16 protein-coding genes and 2 tRNA genes are annotated in these 17,188 nt (G+C 50.4%); 8 read left to right on the forward strand and 10 right to left on the reverse strand.

All coding sequences use genetic code 11. The features are described from left to right. Positions 1–89: 89 nt before the first annotated feature. Positions 90–1,130 carry a phosphoribosylformylglycinamidine cyclo-ligase gene (purM, locus tag BIT28_RS14755; RefSeq protein ID WP_075765010.1) on the forward strand — a complete coding sequence of 347 codons (1,041 nt, stop codon included), beginning with the start codon at positions 90–92 and terminating at the stop codon, positions 1,128–1,130. Positions 1,131–1,134: 4 nt separating this feature from the next. After that, positions 1,135–1,779: a phosphoribosylglycinamide formyltransferase gene (purN, locus tag BIT28_RS14760; protein WP_075765012.1), complete on the forward strand. Its 645-nt coding sequence runs from the start codon at positions 1,135–1,137 to the stop codon at positions 1,777–1,779. Positions 1,780–1,867: 88 nt separating this feature from the next. Here purN and BIT28_RS14765 read toward each other — a convergent pair whose 3' ends face one another. The 3 genes from BIT28_RS14765 to dauA form a co-directional block, all read right to left on the reverse strand. Next, the gene (locus tag BIT28_RS14765) at positions 1,868–2,647 is read right to left on the reverse strand and encodes a class II glutamine amidotransferase (protein ID WP_075765014.1); all 780 of its coding nucleotides are present in this window, start codon (positions 2,645–2,647) and stop codon (positions 1,868–1,870) included. Positions 2,648–2,699: 52 nt separating this feature from the next. After that, positions 2,700–3,281, reverse strand: a complete 582-nt coding sequence (gene lpcA, locus BIT28_RS14770) for a D-sedoheptulose 7-phosphate isomerase (protein WP_075765016.1) — start codon at positions 3,279–3,281, stop codon at positions 2,700–2,702. Between the two features lie 70 nt (positions 3,282–3,351). Beyond that, positions 3,352–5,070 carry a C4-dicarboxylic acid transporter DauA gene (gene dauA, locus BIT28_RS14775; protein ID WP_075765018.1) on the reverse strand — a complete coding sequence of 573 codons (1,719 nt, stop codon included), beginning with the start codon at positions 5,068–5,070 and terminating at the stop codon, positions 3,352–3,354. 427 nt (positions 5,071–5,497) lie between these two features. Here dauA and fadE point away from each other — a divergent pair, with 427 nt between their 5' ends. Then, positions 5,498–7,948 carry an acyl-CoA dehydrogenase FadE gene (gene fadE, locus BIT28_RS14780; RefSeq protein ID WP_075765020.1) on the forward strand — a complete coding sequence of 817 codons (2,451 nt, stop codon included), beginning with the start codon at positions 5,498–5,500 and terminating at the stop codon, positions 7,946–7,948. A gap of 114 nt (positions 7,949–8,062) precedes the next feature. Here fadE and BIT28_RS14785 read toward each other — a convergent pair whose 3' ends face one another. Together BIT28_RS14785 and dnaQ are read right to left on the reverse strand one after the other, a co-directional pair. Then, the gene (locus BIT28_RS14785; protein WP_075765021.1) at positions 8,063–9,304 is read right to left on the reverse strand and encodes a TIGR03503 family protein; all 1,242 of its coding nucleotides are present in this window, start codon (positions 9,302–9,304) and stop codon (positions 8,063–8,065) included. 7 nt (positions 9,305–9,311) lie between these two features. Next, positions 9,312–10,043 (reverse strand): DNA polymerase III subunit epsilon, encoded by a 732-nt coding sequence (gene dnaQ / locus BIT28_RS14790; RefSeq protein WP_075765023.1) that lies wholly within the window; start codon positions 10,041–10,043, stop codon positions 9,312–9,314. 51 nt (positions 10,044–10,094) lie between these two features. Between dnaQ and rnhA the strand changes: the two genes are divergently transcribed. Beyond that, positions 10,095–10,556 (forward strand): ribonuclease HI, encoded by a 462-nt coding sequence (gene rnhA / locus BIT28_RS14795; protein WP_075765025.1) that lies wholly within the window; start codon positions 10,095–10,097, stop codon positions 10,554–10,556. Positions 10,557–10,580: 24 nt separating this feature from the next. Here rnhA and BIT28_RS14800 read toward each other — a convergent pair whose 3' ends face one another. Beyond that, positions 10,581–11,327 carry a methyltransferase domain-containing protein gene (locus BIT28_RS14800; protein ID WP_075765027.1) on the reverse strand — a complete coding sequence of 249 codons (747 nt, stop codon included), beginning with the start codon at positions 11,325–11,327 and terminating at the stop codon, positions 10,581–10,583. Between the two features lie 39 nt (positions 11,328–11,366). Here BIT28_RS14800 and gloB point away from each other — a divergent pair, with 39 nt between their 5' ends. The 3 genes from gloB to BIT28_RS14815 all read left to right on the forward strand — a co-directional run bounded on the left by gloB (position 11,367) and on the right by BIT28_RS14815 (position 14,453). Beyond that, complete coding sequence (gloB, locus tag BIT28_RS14805) at positions 11,367–12,125, forward strand: hydroxyacylglutathione hydrolase (RefSeq protein ID WP_075765029.1); 759 nt, start codon at positions 11,367–11,369, stop codon at positions 12,123–12,125. Between the two features lie 70 nt (positions 12,126–12,195). Further along, a complete protein-coding gene (locus BIT28_RS14810) occupies positions 12,196–13,767 on the forward strand; it encodes a lytic transglycosylase (RefSeq protein WP_075765031.1) in 1,572 nt (523 codons plus the stop codon). Further along, the gene (locus BIT28_RS14815; RefSeq protein WP_075765033.1) at positions 13,764–14,453 is read left to right on the forward strand and encodes a Yip1 family protein; all 690 of its coding nucleotides are present in this window, start codon (positions 13,764–13,766) and stop codon (positions 14,451–14,453) included. The genes BIT28_RS14810 and BIT28_RS14815 overlap by 4 nt, the downstream gene beginning before the upstream one ends. Here BIT28_RS14815 and BIT28_RS14820 read toward each other — a convergent pair. After that, a complete protein-coding gene (locus tag BIT28_RS14820) occupies positions 14,440–15,285 on the reverse strand; it encodes an endonuclease/exonuclease/phosphatase family protein (protein ID WP_075765035.1) in 846 nt (281 codons plus the stop codon). The genes BIT28_RS14815 and BIT28_RS14820 overlap by 14 nt on opposite strands. 74 nt (positions 15,286–15,359) lie before the next feature. Next, a complete protein-coding gene (locus tag BIT28_RS14825) occupies positions 15,360–15,695 on the reverse strand; it encodes a DUF1904 domain-containing protein (RefSeq protein ID WP_075765037.1) in 336 nt (111 codons plus the stop codon). Positions 15,696–16,028: 333 nt separating this feature from the next. Between BIT28_RS14825 and BIT28_RS14830 the strand changes: the two genes are divergently transcribed. Continuing rightward, positions 16,029–16,328: a hypothetical protein gene (locus BIT28_RS14830; protein WP_075765039.1), complete on the forward strand. Its 300-nt coding sequence runs from the start codon at positions 16,029–16,031 to the stop codon at positions 16,326–16,328. A 598-nt stretch (positions 16,329–16,926) separates the two neighbouring features. Here BIT28_RS14830 and BIT28_RS14835 read toward each other — a convergent pair. Both BIT28_RS14835 and BIT28_RS14840 read right to left on the reverse strand, forming a co-directional pair. Next, positions 16,927–17,003, reverse strand: a tRNA-Trp gene (locus tag BIT28_RS14835). Between the two features lie 107 nt (positions 17,004–17,110). Continuing rightward, a tRNA-Asp gene (locus BIT28_RS14840) sits at positions 17,111–17,187 on the reverse strand. Position 17,188: the final 1 nt, after the last annotated feature.

Here is a 17,188-nt window from a genome sequence, read left to right on the forward strand (position 1 = left end):
CGATTTATTGACGCAAACGTTTTCCTTTCCGCCCTGACTGCTGTTATCATACCCCCGCTTTTTTACTTTAATGCGGTGAGGGATCTCTTGTGAGCGGCAATAACTCTTCTCTTAGTTACAAAGATGCAGGTGTTGATATCGATGCGGGAAATGCATTGGTTGATCGTATTAAAGGGGTGGTGAAACGCACCCACCGTCCCGAGGTCATGGGCGGTATTGGTGGCTTCGGCGCGCTCTGCTCGCTACCGACCAAGTATAAAGAGCCGGTATTGGTTTCAGGAACCGACGGTGTGGGCACCAAGCTTCGCTTGGCGATGGATCTGAACAAGCACGACACAATCGGTATCGATTTGGTGGCAATGTGCGTCAACGATCTGATTGTGCAAGGGGGAGAGCCGCTGTTCTTCCTGGACTATTACGCAACCGGCAAGCTTGAGGTCGATACGGCGGCAGCCGTTGTCGCGGGGATCGGCGAAGGCTGTATCCAGTCTGGCTGTGCCCTAATTGGCGGCGAAACCGCAGAAATGCCGGGCATGTACCACGGCGAAGACTATGATGTCGCGGGCTTCTGTGTCGGTGTCGTCGAAAAGGCCGATATCATTGACGGCAGCAAAGTCAAAGCCGGCGACGCACTTATCGCTGTCGGATCAAGCGGTCCGCACTCTAACGGCTTCTCCCTGATCCGCAAGATCATTGAAGTCTCTCAAGCCGACCTAAGCAAAGAGCTTAATGGCAAACCACTGGCCGATCACTTGCTTGAGCCAACAAAGATCTACGTTAAATCAACGCTGAAGATGATGGAAAGCTGCGATGTTCACGCTATTTCTCATATCACAGGCGGTGGTTTCTGGGAAAATATCCCTCGCGTATTGCCTACTGGCACGAAAGCCGTTGTTGACGGCAAGAGCTGGGAGTGGCCTGCCATCTTCAACTGGCTACAAGAAGCCGGTAACGTTGAAACCTACGAAATGTACCGTACCTTCAACTGTGGCGTCGGTCTGGTTATTGCCCTGCCACAGACACAGGCCGAGCAAGCTATCGACATCCTGAAAGCCGAAGGCGAAAACGCCTGGCTTCTGGGTGAAATTGCTGATGCCGATGCCGGTGAAGAGCAGGTGGAGATTAAATAAGACGATGAAAAACATCGTAGTTTTGATTTCCGGGAGCGGCTCGAACCTTCAGGCGATGATTGATGCCTGTGACAGCGGCATCATTCAAAATGCACGCATTGCCGCTGTGGTATCAAACAAGGCTGATGCCTATGGCCTGGAACGTGCCCGTCAGGCGGGTATTGATACCGTACACCTCGCTGCCAGTGACTACAGTGACCGTGAAACATATGACCGGGCTCTGGCTGAGCGCATTGATGCTTTCCAGCCAGATTTGGTCATACTGGCCGGGTTCATGCGTATTTTGAGCCATGAGTTTGTTCGTCACTACCGCGGCCGGATGCTCAATGTACACCCTTCGCTGCTGCCGAAGTACACCGGCTTACATACCCATCAACGGGCCATTGAAGCCGGCGACAAGGATCACGGTACCAGTGTGCATTTTGTTACCGAAGAGTTGGACGGTGGCCCGGTGATCCTTCAGGCCAAAGTGCCTATCTTTGACACTGATACTGCTGAAGAGGTCATGGCCCGGGTCCAGGAGCAGGAGCACCGTATTTATCCGCTGGTCGCCAACTGGTTCTTGCAAGGCAGGGTCTGTATGGCTGAAGACAAGGCCGTTTTTGACGGTTCCGCTCTGCCGCCACATGGCTATGCCGCAGAAGGGTAATCAATACGGCATAAACCCATAACGATAAAAAAACGCGACCTTGTGGTCGCGTTTTTATTAAGTAAACAAATGACTAAAACGATAAATCCTAAAGCGTCCGGTTATGGATCAACTCACCGTAGTGGAATACACTAAATTCACCCGGCTGCATTTTGTGCCAGCTCTCGTCATTGGTCAGCGGTTGAGTGGCAATCACCGTAACCACATCGTTTGGCGTGGTTTCCATCTGAAAGTCGATGGTAACATCTTCGTCAATCAAAGATGCCTGACCAAACGGTGCCCTACGCGTGATCCAATGCAGATTATTGGTGCAGTATGTCAGTACGCACTCGCCATTGCTAAGCAGCATATTATAGACACCCAGCTCCCTGAGGCGATCACAACACACCGCAACATAGTCGTAAACCGCGACCATATCTTCCGGAAGATCAGGAAACTTGGCTTCCAGCTGATTGAGCAGCCAGCAAAAGGCTATCTCACTGTCGGTATCGCCAACAGGCCTGAAGCGTCCGGTATCTAGCTTTTCATAGCCTGTTAGCTGGCCATTGTGAGCAAATGTCCAATAGCGCCCCCATAGCTCCCGGGTAAACGGGTGAGTATTTTCTAGGCTGACACCACCACGGTTGGCCTGACGGATATGGCTAACGACGGCACAACTTTTTATCGGATACTCCTGCACCAGTTCAGCAATTCTCGACCGACAGCTCGGATTGGGATCTTTAAAGGTACGAAATCCCCGCCCTTCATAGAAGGTGATCCCCCAGCCGTCACTGTGAGGACCGGTCTTTCCGCCTCGCTGCATCAGGCCGGTAAAGCTAAAACAAATATCAGTTGGCACATTGGCACTCATGCCAAGCAATTCACACATAGTCCTTTATGCCCTCTCTGCAGGATTGAGACATGTTTAACAATAACTGAAATTAGCTCGAAGCCATCTCTTTCTCAACCAGCATAATTAAAATGTGGATAATTTTAATATGCACTTCCTGAATTCGGTCAGCAAAACCGAAATGCGGTACACGGATCTCCACATCAGCCAGACCAGCCATCTTGCCGCCGTCTTTACCGGTCAAGGCAATGGTTTTCATGCCTTTGGCTTTTGCAGCATCAATCGCTTTAAGAATATTGCCAGAGTTGCCCGAAGTCGACAGACCGAACAGGACATCGCCCTTCGCACCGACAGCTTCCAGGTAGCGAGAGAACACATAGTCATAGCCGAAATCATTGCTCACGCAAGAAAGGTGGCTAGGATCTGAAATCGCAATACCCGGGTAACCCGGACGATTTTCACGGTAGCGTCCTGTCAGCTCCTCGGCAAAGTGCATCGCATCACAGTGTGAGCCACCGTTACCGCAAGACAGTACCTTGCCGCCCTGCTTAAAGGACTCGGCCAGTACTTTGGCAGCAGCTTCGATATCTGCAATGTTTTTTTCATCGCTTAAAAAGCGGTTCAATACTTCAGCAGCTTCATTTAGTTCTGCACGGATCAAATCTTGGTACATAGGCTAATCTCGGGTTATTCATACAATATTATCGCCTAGCCGGAGCCCTCCGGCTAAGCACTTATACGCCTTAGCTTGCAGTGTACAAAGAAACGGCCGAAGGTGTCGACTCCTGAGACAGCACATTGTGACGGTTTATGGCCAAATGCTCACGTAATAGCTCCGCAGATGGGTAAAGCGAGATGTTGTCGGCCATCAGCACGCCGGCCGTCGCCAACTTTCTCTCGACATGATCTGCAACCCCGAGCAGATACACCGGATACTGACGGATTCTGTCCAGCGCATTTTCAAAGGCATGGATGGCCGTAATATCTATTGTCGTGACATCGCTGAAATCAAGCACTACTGCCCGGGTCTCCACTTGCGAATGATCAATAACATTGAATGCTTTTTCGCTGGCCGCAAAGAAAAGCGGGCCATTGATGTCATATACCACCACATCATCACCAAACTCCTGATGCTGGTGCTCCCCGTTCACCTCAGTCACACTGGTCAGCATCGCGATACGCTGAATAAATAGCACTCCGGCCAGCAACAGGCCAACGACGACGGCAATAACCATGTCAAAGACCACAGTCAGGGTAAAACAGGTCACCAGTACGGCAACATCACGGCGTGGGGCCACCTTCAGAGTATGGACAAAGTGTGGTGCTTCCGACATATTCCAGGCGACCATGATCAGCAAACCGGCCAGGGCGCTCATCGGAATAAACGACAACATCGGTGCCAGTACTATCATCGCCGCCAGCACAAACAGTGCGTGGGTAATGGCCGACACCGGAGAAAATGCACCAGCTCGAATATTAGTGGCAGTACGGGCGATGGCTGCCGTTGCCGGGATCCCGCCAAAAAATGGCACCACCATATTGGCCAGCCCCTGCCCTACCAACTCGGCATTCGGATTATGCTTGCTACCGGTCATGCCGTCTGCTACCACCGCGCAGAGCAGCGATTCAATACAACCGAGCATCGCAATGGTAAAGGCAGCCGGCAACAACTCAACCACCAGTCCCCAGCTGAACTGGGCATCTTGCCACGGCATCACCAGTTGCGGTAATACCTGCGGGATCCCCTGGCCAACCAAATCGCCGATTTGATAGTGGAACTTTTCACCGAGCAAGCCAACATGCGTGCTACCCCACTGGTTCATCAGCAAGGCCAGCACTGTACCTGTCGCAAGAGCAACTACATGTGGAGGGATCCGGTTCTTAAGCTTGGCCCATAGAATGAATGTCGCAATCGTACCAAATCCGACCATCGCATCGGCATAGTTAATACTTGGCAGGGCACTCGTATACGCCATGACTTTCTCGGGAAAGTGCACCGGATTACCTTCAACCGCCAGTCCGAGCAAATCCTTTAGTTGGAGGAAGGCAATAACCAACCCTATTCCGGCAGTAAACCCTGTCGTTACAGGATACGGTACATAGGCCACCAGCTGGCCAAGGCGCAGCCCCCCCATCAATAACAGGATCACCCCGGACATCAGAGTGGCCAGCATCAGGCCGGACAGGCCGTATTGCTGAGTAATCGGCAATAAAATCACGACAAATGCGGCCGTCGGGCCTGTAATATTAAATCGCGAACCACCAAACAAGGCTGCCAGCAAACCGGCAACAACCACCGTATACAAACCATGCTGTGGCGGCACACCAACAGCAATCGCCAGCGCCATCCCCAGCGGAATGGCCACAACACCCACAGTAATACCTGCAACAATATCGGCACGAAGCGTAGAGAAAGAATAACCTTTTCGCCACGCTTGTTTTAAAGCATGAAATAACAACACGACAAACCCCTGCACTTGCGTACAAAAGAAAATTTAAGAAAAGCTGTCATCCCGAGAGAGGGATCCGGCGGGCATGTGTCAGTCGGAGTTCGGGAAAGGCAACAAATGACGCCATGAGTCATCCACAGCCTAGATTGACACTGGTGTCAACTTGGTAAATAGCGTGAACGGCATCACAATACGGTCCATATTAATTGTATGACTTATTTTCGCAAGCACATTTTTCCAACTCGCTGATCTTGATCAAGCCCTTATGTAACAAGGGATGACAGGACATCTTTACATAACGCCATCCTTTCAGAACAGAAAATTATTTTACATTTTATTAAAGATCACCTTACACTTATCACAAGTGGTAAGACCTCTTACCTTGCATAAAACGTACCCAATAATAATAAATCAACGCCCACCGATAAGGAGAATCATCATGGTTACACTTGTGTACCTACTAGGGCTAATTGGTATAACCGGTGTACTCGCCTACCACCGTGCCAACCTCAGAACCTTTACCGCTATGTTTGTGGCCGCACTGGCTGTAGGCTCGGTACTCGATATCGTCGGCCAGTACAGCTGGTTAACTTTCCTGCTGATTGCAATACCATTAAACGTGATTTCATTACGCAAAAACCTATTGAGTAAACCCGCTCTCAAAGCGTTTAAAGGCGTCATGCCCGAGATGTCCCGTACCGAAAAAGAAGCCATTGATGCCGGTACCGTCTGGTGGGAAGCCGATCTGTTCCGCGGCGCACCTAACTGGAACAAATTGCATGATATTCCGGCCCCGCGCCTGAGCGCAGAGGAGAAAGCCTTTCTCGACGGTCCTGTCAATGAAGTGTGCCGAATGGTCAACGACTTTCAGGTAACACATGAACTGGCCGATTTGCCCCCCGAAGTCTGGCAGTACCTCAAGGATCATAAGTTCTTCGCCATGATCATCAAGAAAGAATACGGCGGCCTGGAATTTTCAGCTTATGCTCAATCTCTGGTACTACAAAAGCTAACTGGTGTCTCTGCCGTGCTCTCCTCGACCGTCGGCGTTCCGAACTCACTCGGCCCTGGTGAGCTATTGCAGCACTACGGCACCAAAGCGCAAAAAGACCACTACCTGCCTCGTCTGGCTGAAGGTAAGGAAATTCCTTGTTTCGCCCTGACTAGCCCGGAAGCTGGCTCTGATGCAGGCTCAATTCCTGATTTTGGCATCGTCAAAAAAGGGATGTGGCAAGGTGAAGAAGTACTGGGGATGGAACTGACCTGGAATAAACGTTACATCACGTTGGCTCCTATCGCGACAGTATTAGGTATGGCCTTTAAGCTATTCGATCCCGATCACCTGCTGGGTAATGAGGAAGATCTCGGCATCACCTGTGCCTTGATCCCAACCGATATCGACGGGGTTCAAATTGGCCGTCGCCACTTCCCGTTAAACGTGCCATTCCAGAATGGTCCGACTCAGGGTGACAAAGTCTTCGTACCTATCAGTTTCATCATCGGTGGCCAGGAAATGGCCGGTCAGGGATGGCGTATGCTGGTTGAATGCCTGTCTGTCGGCCGTGGTATCACTTTGCCATCGAACTCCACAGGCGGCCTGAAAACAGCAGCCATGGCAACCGGTGCCTATGCCCGTATTCGCCGCCAGTTCAAGTTACCGATCGGTAAAATGGAAGGTATTGAAGAGCCGTTGGCCCGTATAGCCGGTAATGCCTACGTAATGGACTCAGCCAGTAACTTGACGGTATCCGGTATTGATTTAGGCGAAAAACCTTCTGTCATCTCAGCCATCGTCAAATACCACTGTACCCACCGCAGCCAGCGTAGTGTTATTGATGCCATGGACGTAGTCGGTGGCAAGGGGATCTCCATGGGGCCAAGCAACTTCTTGGCACGTGGCTATCAGGGCGCGCCTATTGCGATTACCGTGGAAGGGGCAAACATCCTCACCCGCTCAATGATAATCTTCGGCCAAGGGGCAATACGCTGCCATCCATATGTGCTGGAAGAGATGGATGCGGCTTACAATGATGATGCAGAAAAAGCACTGAATGGTTTTGATAGTGCTCTGTTCGGTCACGTTGGCTTTGTGATCAGTAACATGGTTCGTTCATTCTGGTTCGGCCTGACTGACGGCAGGGGTTCCTCGGCACCACGCAAAGATGCCACGACCCGTTACTACCAGCAACTGAATCGATACAGTGCCAACCTTGCCCTGCTCGCTGATATCTCGATGGCAGTGCTCGGCGGTTCGCTGAAGCGCAAAGAGCGCCTGTCTGCCCGCCTGGGTGATGTACTCAGTCAGCTCTACCTCTCGTCAGCAACCCTCAAGCGTTATGCCGACGACGGCTGCAAGCAGGATGATCTCCCTCTGGTTCACTGGGGCTTGCAGGACTCGCTATACCAAGCTCAGGAAGCACTGGATGAGTTCCTGCGTAACTTCCCGAATCGCCCGATTGCCGCGATCTTGCGCACCATGATCTTCCCTCTTGGGCTGGGACGTGTAAAACCGACAGACAAGTTAGACCATAAAGTTGCTCGTATCATTCAGACACCGAGTGAAACTCGTAACCGGATCGGTCGCGGTCAGTTCCTGGAAGCATGCGAGAACAATCCGGTTGGTATGATTGAAGAGACACTGAAAGATATACTGGCTGCCGAGCCAATCTATGATCGTGTCTGCCAAGCTGCTGGTAAGAAGCTCCCGTTCATGCAACTGGATAATGTGGCGACAGTTGGTCTGGAGCTTAATGCTATCAACGAGAGTGAAGCCGAGCTGTTGCGCCGAGCTGAAGAAGGCCGCTTACGCACTATCAATGTCGATGATTTTGACCCCGAAGAGCTGGCAGCCAAACCCTACCAGCCATCGGAAAAAGACATTGCAGCCTGATAACACTTAATTTATTCAAGCTGACAAAAAGGGAAGCCACAGTGGCTTCCCTTCCTTTTTAATCTGATGATCAAGCAAACCGCAGACTCTGTTCGCCTTGCCCTCTATGTGGCATCAGGACGCCGGAACAACCAGAGAGTCTTCTTCCAGCACTTTCTTCATTTTGCGCTTGCGCCATAGGAAGGCAACCACAACCACCAGCACCACTACCAGCACATTGGCACCCAGGATAATTTTCATCACCTTGGAGCGCTCTGCCTGCTTCTCCGCTTCAATTCGCAGCATCTCTTCCCGTTTGGCTTTGGCTTCCTGCTGGGCCCTGAACTCTTCCAGGTTACGATCCAGCTGCAGCTCGGCCATCACCGCAAAATGATTTTCCGGTAGCTTGAAGATCAGCTCCCGGTTATTGAAGTTATCAGTCGCATATAACCAGCCATACCAGCCATAACGACCCGGCGCCTCGCCATTGGGCAGGCGTACCTTCAGTCCGTCTTCGTCGGACAGGGCATGCTGCTGGCTGATGGTCTCATCGCCATCAGGATTTACCTGCACAATGTGGGCAGCAAGGGAGCCGGGCAACAACGCTCCCTCTTCCGTTTCCACCACGACCTGATGGGGCTCACTGCGTCCGCGTCCCTGAATAAAGCTCGCCCGCAGTGGCGGCGGATACACAAGCACTTCCTGCTCGACGGTACGCAGGAAAACACCATTGCCCGAGGTGATTCTGACCCGATACTTGCCCGGCTGGACAGTCACGGGCAGGGCGACCGTAAAGACACCGTCTCCCGGTACCTCATCAAAGGCCAACCCGTCATCGGCAAACTCGCCCAAAACGATAGGGCTCGGCTGAGCTTCCTTCGGAAGGTTATCGGCATCTTCAATGTATTCGTAAAAAACGACTGACATCTTTACCCGATCAAGAAAATCGCGCATGGTCAGCAGCTTTCCCTCCTGGGTCAGGCGGGCGGTAAACTTGATCGTCTCGGACTGATAGAGCCGCGAAGGCAGATCCTCTACCGTCAGCTGGAGGTTGGACAAGACAACGATCCGGTTCTTCGGGGTGACCTTGCCGACGGCCTGCCAGGGACCTGGCATCGGGTTTTCGATAGAAATGATGTCCATCCCGGGCTCGTCATACCAAGCAACATTCTTCGGATGACGGAAGGAATAGTATTTCTTGCCATCAGGACGCACCAGGACAATCGCCCGGCTGTTGTCTCCCCGCTTGACGACAAACGAGACTTGTTCGACCGTCGGATCAACTCGGAAACGGTTATCCAGCCACGACATAGCCGTACTGTCTTTTGCCCAAGACAGTACCGGTATCAGCATCACTAGCAATAATAACCGCCGCATAGCACCTCTATTGACGCCACAGCGAGACGTCACCTTTTTTCTCGATAAGATCCAAGCGCGATTCATGCGCTTGTATTTCATCGGCCGATGCCTTGATGATCTTTAATGATTTTCTTCCCGATGCCAGACGGCGGATGGCACTTTCTGTACCAGTGTCACTTTCTTCGCTGCCGGCGCTGAGTGCCAGCGATGTCTGGCCACCTGTCATCATCAGGTAAACATCAGCCAGGATCTCGGCATCGAGCAATGCCCCGTGGAGAGTACGGTGCGAGTTATCTATACCGTATCGCGAACACAGTACATCAAGGTTGTTTCTTTTTCCCGGGAACAACCGCTTGGCCATCTCCAGGGTATCGGTGACCTTGCAAAAGTCCTCGGTCTTGCCGATTGACGAACCCATTTTCCTGAATTCGTAATCCATGAAGCCGATATCGAAGGGCGCGTTGTGAGCCACCAGCTCTGCCCCGCGGATAAACTCCATAAATTCTTCATGGACTTCCCGGTATGTCGGCTTATCAAGCAAGAACTCATCGGTAATACCGTGAACATCAACCGCTTCCGCATCGATCTCCCGATCCGGTTTGATATAGACATGGAAACTGTTACCCGTCAGCTTACGGTTGATAATTTCAACCGCACCGATCTCGATAATACAGTGGCCTTCATAGTGAGGGCCGGTCATATTCATACCGGTTGTTTCGGTATCGAATACGATAATACGTTCGTTAGTAGCTTTCATAGTAGCGATTGTGTCAGACTAAAGTTTTTCCTAAAGCGAATACTACCAAATATGACCAAGCAGGTAGAAATTTTCACCGATGGTTCTTGCCTCGGCAACCCGGGGCCAGGTGGTTATGGTACCGTCATGCGTTACAAGCAGCACGAAAAAGAGCTCAGTGACGGCTTTTATATGACCACCAATAACAGAATGGAACTGCTGGCAGCCATTATCGGCCTGTCAAGCCTCAAAGAGTCCTGCCTGGTTGATCTCACCACCGACAGTCAATATGTCCGCCAGGGGATCACACAGTGGATCCATAACTGGAAAAAACGCGGCTGGAAGACTGCCGATAAAAAGCCGGTTAAAAATGCCGATCTCTGGCAACGTCTTGATGCAGAGACACAGCGCCATCAAGTGTCATGGCACTGGGTAAAAGGCCACGCAGGCCATCCGGAGAATGAACGCTGTGACGATTTGGCCCGTGCTGCCGCCGAGTCCCCGACCCAGGATGATACCGGCTACAAGGCGTAACGACTTCAACTCGCTGCAACAATGTTACGCCCCCTTTATTTTCTGGCTTGCCTTGGTCCGGCAGTTGAGTCCTAGCGGCGTTAGCTGACGCCGCAACTTCCAGGTTGGTTTTATCGGCTTGAGAGGAACCGTCCGCTTACGGGCGACAATCAAGTACATGCTGCCAACCGACGAACACGTTTCAGACAACACGCTTTCTGCCCAAGCTGAGCAGGCCTGATGCTTTGTCGCCGGCAGTACCGCAAAGTTCTCGTGAAAGACCACCTCGTAATTCAGTACTCCCAGCCAGTCTTTAACCCGCATCGGCATAAACATCCGCCCTTTCCACGGAAAGCGTTTGCGATTCCAAGGCAGTAACCCCCGCATACCAAGAATACTTACCGGGTTATAGCCACTTAACAGGATATAGCCGTCGTCCACCATCACCCGGTCGATCTCCCGCAGCAAGCGGTGGGGGTCTGAACAATAATCTAATTGATGGGTGATCACACAGGCATCAAATGACTTTTCCACAAAAGGCAGGGAAAAGTGGTCGGCAATTACCGTATGCAGCGGATTGAACTTATCAATGCAAATCTGATGCTGGATGTTACAATGGCCACTGGCGAGCTCACAACTTAGCCCACCAAGCTTTAACATATGATAGCCGAATAACTTTGGCCACCATTCATCAAGCTGGGCCTGGAGCAGCTCCGCCGCCCATTCGCCATTGACAACTTGTGACCAGGTATGTGGTGATTCAATATCTGTTAACGTGCGGGCTGGCTTCATAAGTTATTGCTCAACACCTAAAGGCTGGAGACAAATTACATGCTTACAGTAAAAAGCATACCTGCATTTAATGACAATTACATCTGGCTTATTCACAGTCCGGACAAACATTGCGTCGTCGTTGACCCTGGTGATGCAACGCCAGTAATCAAGGTGTTACAAGAAGAAGAGCTCACTCTTGATGCCATTCTGGTCACTCATCACCATCATGACCACATTGGCGGGATCAGCGAGCTCAAGCGCGCGTTTCCCCATGTCAATATAGTTGCCCCTTCTGCCGAACCCATTCCCGGCGTCTCGCAGTCTGTCGACGATGGCGACCAGGTAGAAATATTCGGCGAACGCTTCATGGTACTGAGCGTTCCCGGACACACCGCAGGCCATGTTGCCTATGTCGGGGACGAAAAGCTGTTTTGTGGCGACACCCTGTTTTCCGGTGGTTGTGGCCGCTTGTTCGAGGGCACTCCGGCCCAAATGTACAGCTCGCTACAGAAAATTGCAGCGCTTCCAGACGAAACTGAAGTCTACTGTGCCCATGAATATACAAGCAGTAATATTGCCTTTGCCTTAGTTGCCGAACAGGACAACCCTCACCTGCAACGTTACCGCGAAGATGTCAGCCGACTGCGGGCACAAGGTATCAGCACGATCCCGTCGACATTACGACAAGAAAAATTAATAAATCCGTTTTTACGCTGTGATCAAGCCAGTATCAAAAAATCCGTTGCAGATAAGGCATTTGACGACAGTGATCTGGAGACCTTCGCTGCACTACGTCGTTGGAAAGACGAATTTTGACCTGGGTCACTTGTCTCCAAGGTAGTTGGCCAAGTATCATCTCCAACTATTTTGGCTTTAGGCAGGTTCCATGAAATCCCGATTTTTTTTAGCGAGCGCGCTATTACTGGCTGGTTGCCAAATTACGAATACGACAAATACAGTAGAAGAACAAACAAATACAACCAATAAGAACGAAGAAGCCTCTGTACAAGTGCCAGCGGCTTCTGCACAGGAAGAAACAACCAAACCTGTCGCCATTGAAAAGGTCATCGTTGCAACGCCTCAGGACCAAGACGATGTATGGAAACGCATTACCATGCAGCTGACCGCCGATATTCCTGAGAACAAACGCGTCAAATACTACCGCAACTGGTACCTGCGCTATCCGGGTCATCTTAAAACCGTTGCCGGGCGCGCCGAACCCTTTCTATACTACATCACCGAAGAAATCGAAAAACGTAACCTACCACTGGAACTTGCCCTGCTTCCTATTGTTGAAAGCTCTTTTGACCAATTCGCCTACTCCCACGGCAGAGCAGCAGGTCTATGGCAAATTATTCCAGATACAGGTCGTCGTTTCGGGTTAGAGCAAAACTGGTGGTATGACGGTCGCCGCGATGTTGTCGAATCGACCCAAGCAGCATTGGACTTGCTGGAATACCTGAACCGAAAATTTGATGGCGACTGGCTTCATGCCCTCGCGGCTTACAACACCGGTGAAGGACGTGTATTCCGGGCAATTCGCAAGAATAAGGCTGCCGGCAAGCCGACTGACTTCTGGTCACTGGATCTTCCGAAAGAAACCAGCGGTTATGTACCTAAGCTGTTGGCTGTTGCCGACGTGATTAAAAACCAAAAAAAATACGGTATAACCATCCCTGCGATCCCTAATGAACCTGCGGTTGAGCTCGTCAAACCGGGTACACAGATGGATCTGGCCATGGCCGCCAGCTATGCCGACATGAAGCTCAAAGATCTGCAAAACCTCAACCCAGCCTATAACCACTGGGCGACCTCACCGGATGGCCCTAACCACCTACTATTGCCAATCGACAAAGTTGACCACTTCAACAGTCAGTTTGCCAGTAATGGCCGCCAGGGAATGAAAGTGGTTCGCTACAAAGTGAAATCTGGCGATACATTGAGCGTGCTTGCACAGAAACATAAGACCACCACCAAACAGATCCAGCGGGCCAACAATATGTCCGGCAGCAATATTCGTGTTGGCCGCCATATTCTGATCCCTGTCGCGATGCAAGATGGCGAGAGTATATCGGCTCAGCTTGCCGCCCGTACCCAGAAAAGCCATGGCAGCGGCTATCGTACAACCTACGTAGTGAAGTCTGGCGACAGTCTGTGGACTATTGCCCGCAGTGAGAAAGTCTCTATTGACCAAATCACCAAGTGGAATGGCCTAAGCAAGAAGAAGCCGCTACGTATCGGACAGAAACTGACCCTATGGAAGAACAGTGCAACGGGTGGCGTCATCCGCACTGTCTACTACAAGGTCCGCTCCGGCGATAACCTCAGCGCCATTGCCCAGCGGTACAAAGTCAAAGTTTCAGACCTTGTAAAATGGAATCAGATTAGCGGCCAGAAGTATCTAAAACCCGGCCAAAAATTAAAACTCTATGTTGATGTAACTAAGGTCAGTGTATGACACCGTCTAAAAACCCATTCATTGCGGTATTCGATGCATTCCGCTCCCCAATTGACTGCTTTGCGGCCGTATACGATCGTCCTAGATGGGCCATTCTGCCCTACCTGATCGCAATTTTGGGACCCATTTTCTTCTGGAGCAGTTATTTCAGCAATGTGGACATGGGCTGGCTACAGCAGGAGCTAATGGTTCAGTTTACAAACCTGAACCAGCAGATGGAGCCATCATTGCTAACCAAAGAAGCTTTGCATGCTAGCGAAGTCGTCGCTGATATTGCCGGACGCACGTTGTGTATCTTTGTTCTGGCACTTTGGCTGCACCTGGCCACCAAGAGTAATCAGTACAAGCACAGCTATGGCAAATGGCTGGCCGCATCGTGTTTCATCATGCTACCGACTCTGATCGGCGATTTTGCCAGCTACACCAACATCATGTTCAACAGCAACAATATTATGCCGAATGCAGCCGATCTCAATAGCTTGAACGGTCTGATAAAATTGCCGATGAGCAATCCATGGGCGTCTTTTGCGGCAACAATCCCGCTACTGGCACCGTGGTATATCACACTGACTTATGCTGTTGTGACAGCATGGACTGACTTTGATCGGGCCAAATCAATTGTCGTCGCCATTCTTCCGTGGCTGCTCGCACTGATCATTTGGCCAATCATGATCATTGCAGTCTGAAGCTGGCAATAATGGGATTATGATCTGAGGCATCGGTTTTCGGTGCCTCTGCACTGACAAGCTGAAGATCGCGGTAATACAAATGATCCAGCGGCTTACCAAACACCTTGATCCGCTGATCTTCTCTCAAATGGACATCTCGAAGCCCCAGGCTTTCTGCAAACGTATTAACAACATCAATCCGAGCCTGACGCCAGGTGTTAAAGTCGCCGGCCAAAATAATTGGCCCGGAATGAACAGCCAATACCGTCCGTAGGCTATCGAGCTGCTCCTGATATTCATCAAGCCCTACCGCAAAGTTCACACCATGCAAATTCACAACGATCAGTGTATTGCCGTCTGAAAGCGCAAACTCAGACAATAGCGCTGATTTGGGCAACCGGAGCCAGGGCTCCATTGTCAGGTAGGCACAGGTACTTTTGGCGTTGACGCTCGATAAGTTCATCACTCCCGCTGGCGTATTCATAAACTTAAACGCATTGGCCATCCGCACTTTCCAGCTACTGTCATCCAGATAGTCACGAAGGTCGGTATTCAAGCTTGCTTCCTGTAACAGAACCAATTCACTATCTTGTGAAAATGACTCCAGGGCTGAGCGCCAGTTTTCTTTTTGTTGCTTATAGATGTTCCATACCGATACGGTGAACTCACCGTCAGTGTCCAAAGGGTGAGCGATAGCATTTTCAATACAACGGTAGGAAAACTGCGGAGCCAATACATTCGCGCTGACTTCAGGTGTGTCAGCAACATCAAATGACCAGTTAAAAGCACTGACACCTAATACTCCGGCTACCACACCAAGCCCTGCAGCTACTTTTGCATACCGCGTCATTTACATCCCCTTTTTTGAAACGAAACCAGCCCTGGCAATAGAGCTGCCATTGAAAACCCAGAAAAGATAGTTAATCAGTAATGTTTGCCGTTATCGTAATAAGCCGTTGGAGTCAGCGCGGTAAAAATAACTGCAACATCTTGCTCTGGCTCTTCCAGAGCATTACGGACGGCTTCTGTGATATGTTGCGCGACCTGATCCTGGATCTCTTGGCCACGGTCGAACCAAAGCACCTCGACGAATGGATACGCAAACGACACCTCACCATCAAAAATGAAGGTTGTCGAAATATGCTCTAGGGTGAAATCTTCGCGAGGACAGGCCATCAGAGGCTGGAGATCATCTACCAATGCCGTCGACAGTGACTTTACGGTATCAAATTCTACATCACGGAAACGAAGATGCGGCATACTTACTCCCAAATCGCTCACTGCTAAAAGCCAACAAGATACCATTGAATTCGTGTGTTGCGCACCAATTTCTGCGCTCTTGATAGCAATTAACGCCAATATATAAGAGTCAATTTTAGCAGCTCTGACGCTAATCGGTTGAAGGTAAAATAGAATAACCCACTTGAACAAAGATCACATCTCTAGGATTTAAACGTCAACTAATATCGATTCCACTAAGCCAGAACCCGCAAGATCATACTCAGAAAAACGAGCTTGCTGTTGAAATAATTGGCTACCGGCTACATATTTGATACCCTTTTACACAAATAAAACACCATTCAATTACTATTTATGAAAAAAATATTTTTTATCACAGCCTTAGTATTATCAGCGCCAAGCTGGGCGTTCAGTCAAGATAATCATGAAACAAGGATCGCATCACTCGAGCAGCAGGTCCGGTTGCTCTCCAAGCAAATTAAATATCTAGAGAGACAGATTGCACTTCAGGATGGTGTCAATGAAAGCGGCGAGCAGTATACCGGCCGTTCTGCCAACAGAGGAAGCACGGTCACCAAAGCTGTCGATGCATGTACTGATGCCCAGGAAGACATGTTCTGTCGCCCTGATAGTGTTCAGTGTCAGAAATATTAATATCGCTTTCTGTGCACAGACAGTTGTGAAGCCTCATCGATAGTGAGGCTTTGTATATGAGCCAGAACTCCGAGGGATTATACCAATCTGGATAAGTAGTTGTTCAGATAGTTGCGCAGGAAAAATCACTTAGAACAAGGCATGAATTGCAGCTAACTAGTTACTCTAATTACAAAATTCATAACGCAGTTAAAAGTGATTTTAACCAGCAAGAATGATCAAATACTTATGTAGATTGGTATTAGATAGGACTTGCCAGCAAGTGAGCTAGCGAGCCTTTGGGACGCCTAGTCTGTGACTATTACGCAGTAAAACAAACTTCGATACAGCACATACGAAAAAGGCNATAGGACTTGCCAGCAAGTGAGCTAGCGAGCCTTTGGGACGCCTAGTCTGTGACTATTACGCAGTAAAACAAACTTCGATACAGCACATACGAAAAAGGCTCTAGCATTTCTGCTAGAGCCTTGAAGATGGCAGGGGTGGACTGAGCCGGCACTCCGGAGATTCGACCGGGCTGGCGATCCAGCTCCCAACATTACTTCGCAAAAGCAACAGACGAAAAAAAGCCCCAGTCTTTCGACTGAGGCTTCATATATGGCAGGGGTGGAGAGATTCGAACTCCCAACACGCGGATTTGGAATCCGCTGCTCTGCCAATTGGAGCTACACCCCTGTTGTCTCAGTTTTTAAGAGCTGAAACTCTGAATAAAGTGGCGGAACGGCCGGGCTTGCGTTCAAGCGGGACTCATTCGACCGAAGGGCGAACCCTTCTAAATAAAGTGGCGGAGCGGACGGGACTCGAACCCGCGACCCCCGGCGTGACAGGCCGGTATTCTAACCAACTGAACTACCGCTCCA

The sequence above is a fragment of the Photobacterium proteolyticum genome (assembly GCF_001939735.1).
GTDB classification, from domain to species: domain Bacteria; phylum Pseudomonadota; class Gammaproteobacteria; order Enterobacterales; family Vibrionaceae; genus Photobacterium; species Photobacterium proteolyticum.

Bases quoted from the DNA above. Each gene is read 5' to 3' on its own strand.
- purN (WP_075765012.1), top strand. From the start codon at position 1,135: ATGAAAAACATCGTAGTTTTGATTTCCGGGAGCGGCTCGAACCTTCAG.
- BIT28_RS14765 (WP_075765014.1), bottom strand. From the start codon at position 2,647: ATGTGTGAATTGCTTGGCATGAGTGCCAATGTGCCAACTGATATTTGT.
- lpcA (WP_075765016.1), bottom strand. From the start codon at position 3,281: ATGTACCAAGATTTGATCCGTGCAGAACTAAATGAAGCTGCTGAAGTA.
- fadE (WP_075765020.1), top strand. From the start codon at position 5,498: ATGGTTACACTTGTGTACCTACTAGGGCTAATTGGTATAACCGGTGTA.
- BIT28_RS14785 (WP_075765021.1), bottom strand. From the start codon at position 9,304: ATGCGGCGGTTATTATTGCTAGTGATGCTGATACCGGTACTGTCTTGG.
- dnaQ (WP_075765023.1), bottom strand. From the start codon at position 10,043: ATGAAAGCTACTAACGAACGTATTATCGTATTCGATACCGAAACAACC.
- rnhA (WP_075765025.1), top strand. From the start codon at position 10,095: ATGACCAAGCAGGTAGAAATTTTCACCGATGGTTCTTGCCTCGGCAAC.
- BIT28_RS14800 (WP_075765027.1), bottom strand. From the start codon at position 11,327: ATGAAGCCAGCCCGCACGTTAACAGATATTGAATCACCACATACCTGG.
- gloB (WP_075765029.1), top strand. From the start codon at position 11,367: ATGCTTACAGTAAAAAGCATACCTGCATTTAATGACAATTACATCTGG.
- BIT28_RS14810 (WP_075765031.1), top strand. From the start codon at position 12,196: ATGAAATCCCGATTTTTTTTAGCGAGCGCGCTATTACTGGCTGGTTGC.
- BIT28_RS14815 (WP_075765033.1), top strand. From the start codon at position 13,764: ATGACACCGTCTAAAAACCCATTCATTGCGGTATTCGATGCATTCCGC.
- BIT28_RS14820 (WP_075765035.1), bottom strand. From the start codon at position 15,285: ATGACGCGGTATGCAAAAGTAGCTGCAGGGCTTGGTGTGGTAGCCGGA.
- BIT28_RS14825 (WP_075765037.1), bottom strand. From the start codon at position 15,695: ATGCCGCATCTTCGTTTCCGTGATGTAGAATTTGATACCGTAAAGTCA.
- BIT28_RS14830 (WP_075765039.1), top strand. From the start codon at position 16,029: ATGAAAAAAATATTTTTTATCACAGCCTTAGTATTATCAGCGCCAAGC.